The organism is Allobosea massiliensis (assembly GCF_042655245.1).
Taxonomy (GTDB): domain Bacteria; phylum Pseudomonadota; class Alphaproteobacteria; order Rhizobiales; family Beijerinckiaceae; genus Allobosea; species Allobosea massiliensis.
On record NZ_JBHSLU010000143.1, the window covers coordinates 1 to 5,121 of the forward strand.

At 63.6% G+C, this 5,121-nt stretch carries 6 protein-coding genes and 2 pseudogenes; 5 read left to right on the top strand and 3 right to left on the bottom strand.

Annotated elements, in window-relative coordinates:
- Positions 1 to 100: 100 nt before the first annotated feature.
- Positions 101 to 694: pseudogene (locus ACFPN9_RS27865) on the bottom strand (IS110 family RNA-guided transposase); the annotation flags it as partial.
- A gap of 74 nt (positions 695 to 768) precedes the next feature.
- On the opposite strand from ACFPN9_RS27865, the pseudogene ACFPN9_RS27870 reads away from it, so the two are divergent.
- Positions 769 to 1,200, top strand: a pseudogene (locus tag ACFPN9_RS27870) (IS5 family transposase); the annotation flags it as partial.
- Positions 1,201 to 1,268: 68 nt separating this feature from the next.
- Here ACFPN9_RS27870 and ACFPN9_RS27875 read toward each other — a convergent pair.
- Entirely contained in the window at positions 1,269 to 2,204 is a 936-nt protein-coding gene (locus ACFPN9_RS27875; RefSeq protein WP_067991388.1) for a LysR family transcriptional regulator, read from the bottom strand.
- Positions 2,205 to 2,316: 112 nt separating this feature from the next.
- On the opposite strand from ACFPN9_RS27875, the gene ACFPN9_RS27880 reads away from it, so the two are divergent.
- The 4 genes from ACFPN9_RS27880 to ACFPN9_RS27895 all read left to right on the top strand — a co-directional run bounded on the left by ACFPN9_RS27880 (position 2,317) and on the right by ACFPN9_RS27895 (position 4,425).
- Positions 2,317 to 3,111, top strand: coding sequence for a type 1 glutamine amidotransferase domain-containing protein (locus ACFPN9_RS27880; protein ID WP_067991385.1), 795 nt, complete (start codon positions 2,317 to 2,319; stop codon positions 3,109 to 3,111).
- Between the two features lie 71 nt (positions 3,112 to 3,182).
- Positions 3,183 to 3,479 carry a putative quinol monooxygenase gene (locus ACFPN9_RS27885; RefSeq protein ID WP_066521495.1) on the top strand — a complete coding sequence of 99 codons (297 nt, stop codon included), beginning with the start codon at positions 3,183 to 3,185 and terminating at the stop codon, positions 3,477 to 3,479.
- A gap of 11 nt (positions 3,480 to 3,490) precedes the next feature.
- Positions 3,491 to 3,667: a hypothetical protein gene (locus tag ACFPN9_RS27890; protein WP_156450915.1), complete on the top strand. Its 177-nt coding sequence runs from the start codon at positions 3,491 to 3,493 to the stop codon at positions 3,665 to 3,667.
- A gap of 17 nt (positions 3,668 to 3,684) precedes the next feature.
- Positions 3,685 to 4,425 (top strand): SDR family oxidoreductase, encoded by a 741-nt coding sequence (locus tag ACFPN9_RS27895; protein ID WP_067991382.1) that lies wholly within the window; start codon positions 3,685 to 3,687, stop codon positions 4,423 to 4,425.
- A 154-nt stretch (positions 4,426 to 4,579) separates the two neighbouring features.
- On the opposite strand, the gene ACFPN9_RS27900 is transcribed toward ACFPN9_RS27895, so the two are convergent.
- A partial coding sequence (locus ACFPN9_RS27900) for a UPF0149 family protein (RefSeq protein WP_377817953.1) occupies positions 4,580 to 5,121 on the bottom strand: 542 nt, incomplete at its 5' end.

The window sequence follows — 5,121 nt, forward strand, 5'->3', positions numbered from 1 at the left end:
CGGAGAACTCTGAACCTCTTGCTCTTCCATGCCGACCTCCTCTCCAGAGGGGTCAGTTCCTCATGGCGTCAGGGGGGCAGTTTGTCGTGGCGCCTGACACAAGGTCCGATATCCGCTGATCGAGGGCCTGCCAGCGCTCGCGAACCTCCGCGACGAGTGCAAGTATGCGTGGGGTAAGACCCGGTTCGGCATCGGCGTCGAGCAGGCCGCTCAGGTGCGCTGCGAGCTTGGCCCGTCCCTGCGCAACAACATGGCCGCGTTCCAGCAGAATACTCCGGATCTGGTTCATCAGCGCCGTTCGTTCGCCGACGAGCTGATCGCGGACACGATGCAGCGTCTGGATGTCGAGCTGTGCCTCGGATTTGAGAGTGACGAAACGCATCGTCGGCCGCGTTGCCGCTTCGGCGATGGCCTCCGCATCGCGATCGTCGTTCTTCTGCGCCTTCACATAAGGCCGGACATATTCCGGTGACATCAGCCTGACCGAATGCCCCTGCGCAGCCAGCACGCGACCCATATGGTGCGCGCCGCAGCACGCCTCCATGGCGATCACGCATGGAGGCAACGAGGCTCCGAAGCTCAGAACCGTCTCACGCCGCATGCGGCGGCGCAGGACGACATGGCCCGCCTCGTTCAGCCCGACAAGGCTGCAGCTGTTCTTGCCCAAATCAACACCAAGCACCGCGATTTGCATGAATCCGCTCCTTCCCTCTTGTGAGCCGAACTGCAAACCTAGCAGCGCAACTCGGTGAGGGGCGGGCCATCCATAAGGGGGATCTCGGCCGCCTGATCGGACGCACGAAAGGCGGCATGAACACCAAGCTCCATGCCGTCGCCGACGCGAACGGTCGCCCCTTGAGCTTCTTCATGACCGCCGGTCAGGTCAGCGACTACACCGGTGCGGCCGCGCTGCTGGACGACCTGCCAAAAGCGCAGTGGCTGCTCGGCGACCGCGGCTACGACGCCGACTGGTTCAGGGACGCTCTTCAGGCCAAGGGCATCCAGCCTTGCATCCCAGGCCGCAGGTCGCACAACGAGCCCGTCCGGTACGATAAGCGCCGCTATCGGCGCCGCAGCCGCATCGAGATCATGTTCGGCCGCCTCAAAGACTGGCGCCGCGTCGCCACCCGCTACGATCGCTGCCCTACGGCCTTCTTCTCCGCCATCGCCCTCGCTGCCACCGTCATCTTCTGGCTGTGATCAACGAGTCCTGACCCTAAGGAATGTTTGTGAAATTCAACCGGCGTCGCCCGGCCGAATGAAGTCCATCACGTTGGCGACGTCATGGCTGTTGCTGCCGTCTTGTCCTTGAAGTCGGTGATGACTTCGCCGATCAGCGCCCGTAGCCAGCGGTGGGCGGGATCGTGGCGGTAACGGACGTGCCAGGCCATCTCGACGGGAAAGCTGCCGAGGTCGACCGGGGCGGGCAGGACCTTCAGCCGGGGGTCGTGCATCAGCTGTCGGCAGATGAGCGAGGGCAGGGTGGCGCAATAGTCGGTCACCGCTACCATCTCGGCTGCCGCGAAGAAGTTGGTCACGGAGATCGCGACGTCGCGCTTCAGCTGCTGCTGCGCCAGCGCCTGAAACAAACCGGCGCGCATCCGTCCGGGCGGCACGATGTTGACATGCTTCATCGTCTCGAACTGCTCGCGCGTCATGGCGTCGCCGATGGCCGGATGATCGGCGCGGACCGCGCAAGCGAGGCCTTCATCCATCAGGTGCTGGACGATGAGGTTATCGGGCGGATCGACGATACGGCCCAGCACGAGTGCCGTCGTGCCCGACACGACGCCTGTTTCCGCAAGATCGTTGCCGAAGGGGGTCAGGCGGAGCTTGATGCCGGGCGCGACCTTCTCCAGGCGCGCCAGGACAGCGGGGACGATGACGAACTCGACATAGCCGTTCGGCGCGATCGTGAAGAGCCGTTCGGCGTGTGCGGGGTCGAAGGCCTGCTGACCGAGGACCGCGTCGTCGAGCTGGGCGAGTGCCTCGGCGATCAGCGGTGAGAGTTCAAGCGCGATCGGGGTCGGCTGGATGCCATAGCGCTCGCGTACGAACAGCTGGTCCTGAAGCATCTGTCGCAGACGCGACAAGGCGTTAGAGAGGGCGGGCTGCGTCATGCCCATGCGCTCGGCAGCCCGCGTGACGCTGCGCTCCTCCATCAACGCGACGAAGATCGGCAGCAGGTTCAGATCGTAGCGCATGCAGTCATCCTGTCAGACGTATATCTGACATTAGAAAGATAAACTTCTAGAATATATCAACGAGGCCCATTTCCCATCCATCGGCGACGGGCGCCGCGAACATGGAGGTCAGATGAGCAAGGGTCAGGTTCTCGTTCTCGGATCGAACGCGACACAGCTCGGTCTGCGTAGCGGCAGTACCGCAACGGTCGGTCAGTATCTCAACGAGACGGCAGTCCCCGCGCTGGCACTGCTCGACGCCGGCTATGATATTGTTCTCGCTACGCCCAACGGGACCAAGCCGCACATCGACGCCGGCTCCGACACGAAGGACCACTTCGGCGGTGATGAGGCGGCATACCAGCGCGCCAAGGACTTCTTCGCCAGCCACCCGGCCATGAACGACGTCCGCACGCTGAAATCGGTCGTCGACGAGGGTCTGGACGGCTTCGTTGGCGTGTTCGTGCCGGGAGGTCACGCGCCCATCGTCGATCTGATGCAGGACCGCGATGCGGGCACGATCCTCCGTCACTTCCACGCGGCGGCCAAGCCGACCGCGCTCCTCTGCCACGGACCGGTGGTCGTTGTCGCCGCGCTCGACGATGCTCCGGCCTTCCGCAAGGCGCTGGAGGAAGGCGATGACGCCGGGGCGGCCGACCTGGCGCGAGACTGGATCTACGCGGGTTACCGCATGACAGTCTTTTCGGCGAGCGAGGAAAAGATCGCCGAGGAGCAAGTGCTGAAGGGCGAACTCTACTTCGACATGGAAAAGGCGCTGCGGTCGGCCGGTGGCGACGTCTCTGTCACCGACAAGAACTTCGCTTCGAATGTCGTCGTGGACCGGGAACTGATCACGGGTCAGAATCCCGCGTCGGACCGGGCCATGGCCGACGCGTTGATCGAAGCCCTCGATCGCGCCGCTGCGTGAGTACCAGGATGACGGGCGGGGCGCTCAGGATGCGCCCCGCTTCGGATATAACCAGGACAGGGTATGGTGCCATGACCGCCAACGTGAAGATCGTCGCCGTCCTAACCGCCCGTGCGGATACCGTCGACCGCCTGCGCGCTCTGCTCGACGCCATGCTAAAGCCAAGCCGTGCCGAACCGGGCAATTTGCGCTACGATCTCTGGCAGGACCAGAGCGATCCGAATCGTTTCGTGCTCGACGAGCTGTACGCGGACGCGGATGCAGTCGCCGCCCACCGTGCAACGCCCCACTTCCAGAATTACCTCTCTCAGATCGGCGATCTGTCCGAGCGCGCCGCGTTTGTCCTCAACCCCGTCTCGTCAACCTGAGGATGGTGCCAATGGGCAAGCCTGAAGAATGGGTGGGTACGGCACGGCTTGTAAAGGCGTTCGACACAGACGTGTTGCGGATGACCGGCCTGTTGGCACCTGCGCTTCGCGCGGGGCTCTTGGGCCTCATTCATCTACGCGCCTATCGCTGGCGCGGGGCCGCGATCCGGCGAAAAATCAACAACTGACTTGAAGGAATACAGTCGTGACCAAGGGTATCGAAGGCAAGGTCGTTCTCATTACCGGCGGCAGCACCGGCATCGGCGCGGAAACCGCGCGTCTTCTCGCGGAACGCGGCGCCAAGGTGGCCATCGCCGCGCGGCGCAAGGACAGGCTCGACGAGGTCGTCGCGGACATCGCCGCAATTGGCGGCACGGCACGTAGCTACGCGCTGGACGTGACCGACAAATCGGCGGTCCAGTCCGTCGTCGCCGCAATCATTGCCGACTTCGGCCGCCTCGACGTGCTGATCAACAACGCCGGGCTGATGCCGATCCGTCCGATGGCCGAGGTCAACACCGACGAGTGGGACCAGATGATCGACGTCAATCTGAAGGGTACGCTCTACGGCATCGCGGCGGCCCTTCCCGGTTTTCTCGAGCAGGGCAGCGGTCACATCATCAACTTGAGCTCGGTTGCGGGCATCAAGGTTTTCGCACCGGGCGGCACGGTCTACTCCGGCACCAAGTTCGCCGTCAGCGCGATCAGCGAGGGCTTGCGCCACGAGGTGGGGGAAAAGGTCCGGGTCACGTCAATCGAGCCTGGAGCTGTCGAAAGCGATTTGAAGTTCACGACCTCTGGCACGGCTGCCGAGACGGTGCTGGACTTCTACAAGCAGGCCATCCCGGCGGCATCGGTGGCGCGTGCTATCGCGTTCGCCGTCGAACAACCTGATGACGTCGACGTCAACGCGATTGTCATCCGTCCGACCGCACAGCAGTTCTGATTGCAACGAGGAGGCGGGGCCGCGTGTGCTCCGCCTCATGGGGAACGTATCGGCCCGCTTGTCCGTTACTTTGCCGAATAATATGTGTCCGTTTCACTTGAGGAGTCATTTATGCCGTAACCGTCCGGTCTCGGCCCTGTGAGTTTTGGCGCTCTCAGTTGAGACCGCAGCATTTTTTGTGTTTCTTGCCGGAGCCGCAGGGGCACGGGTCGTTTCGCCCGACCTTCTGAGCCGGAGCGGCGAAGGGGTTTGATCGGGTTGTCATGGTCGGCGCCGGGGCGGCGTTGGCGAGGCGCCAGTCGTTGAGTTCGATCACCCAGTCGGCGATCCTGTCGTGGGCGGTGGCGGTGATGGCGTCGATTTGCTCGTCGGAGAAGCGGGGATCGCGGCGGGCGACATCGGCGAGCATCATCAGGCCGGTCCAGGCCCTGGCGGCCTCGATATCGGCTGTGGCGAGGGGCACCCAGGCTTCGGGCTTCAGCTTGACGGCCTTTTCGAAGCCCTCGATCCAGATCTCCCACATGATCTCGTTGTGGCGCTTGTCGACGCTGAAGATCGGACCATAGCGCTCGGGCTGGTCGAAGAGCGTGCGCGCAACGTCGTTGTAGTACGCCATCACCAGGCCCATCACCTTGTTGGCGTGGTCGAGGCTCTCGAACACCGGCTCGCCCTTTGCGTCGGCGCTGTTCCAGACCC

Excerpts from the sequence above, each read along its gene's own strand:
- ACFPN9_RS27890 (WP_156450915.1), top strand. The coding sequence starts at position 3,491 with ATGGGCAAGCCTGAAGAATGGGTGGGTACGGCACGGCTTGTAAAGGCG.
- ACFPN9_RS27885 (WP_066521495.1), top strand. The coding sequence starts at position 3,183 with ATGACCGCCAACGTGAAGATCGTCGCCGTCCTAACCGCCCGTGCGGAT.
- ACFPN9_RS27875 (WP_067991388.1), bottom strand. The coding sequence starts at position 2,204 with ATGCGCTACGATCTGAACCTGCTGCCGATCTTCGTCGCGTTGATGGAG.
- ACFPN9_RS27880 (WP_067991385.1), top strand. The coding sequence starts at position 2,317 with ATGAGCAAGGGTCAGGTTCTCGTTCTCGGATCGAACGCGACACAGCTC.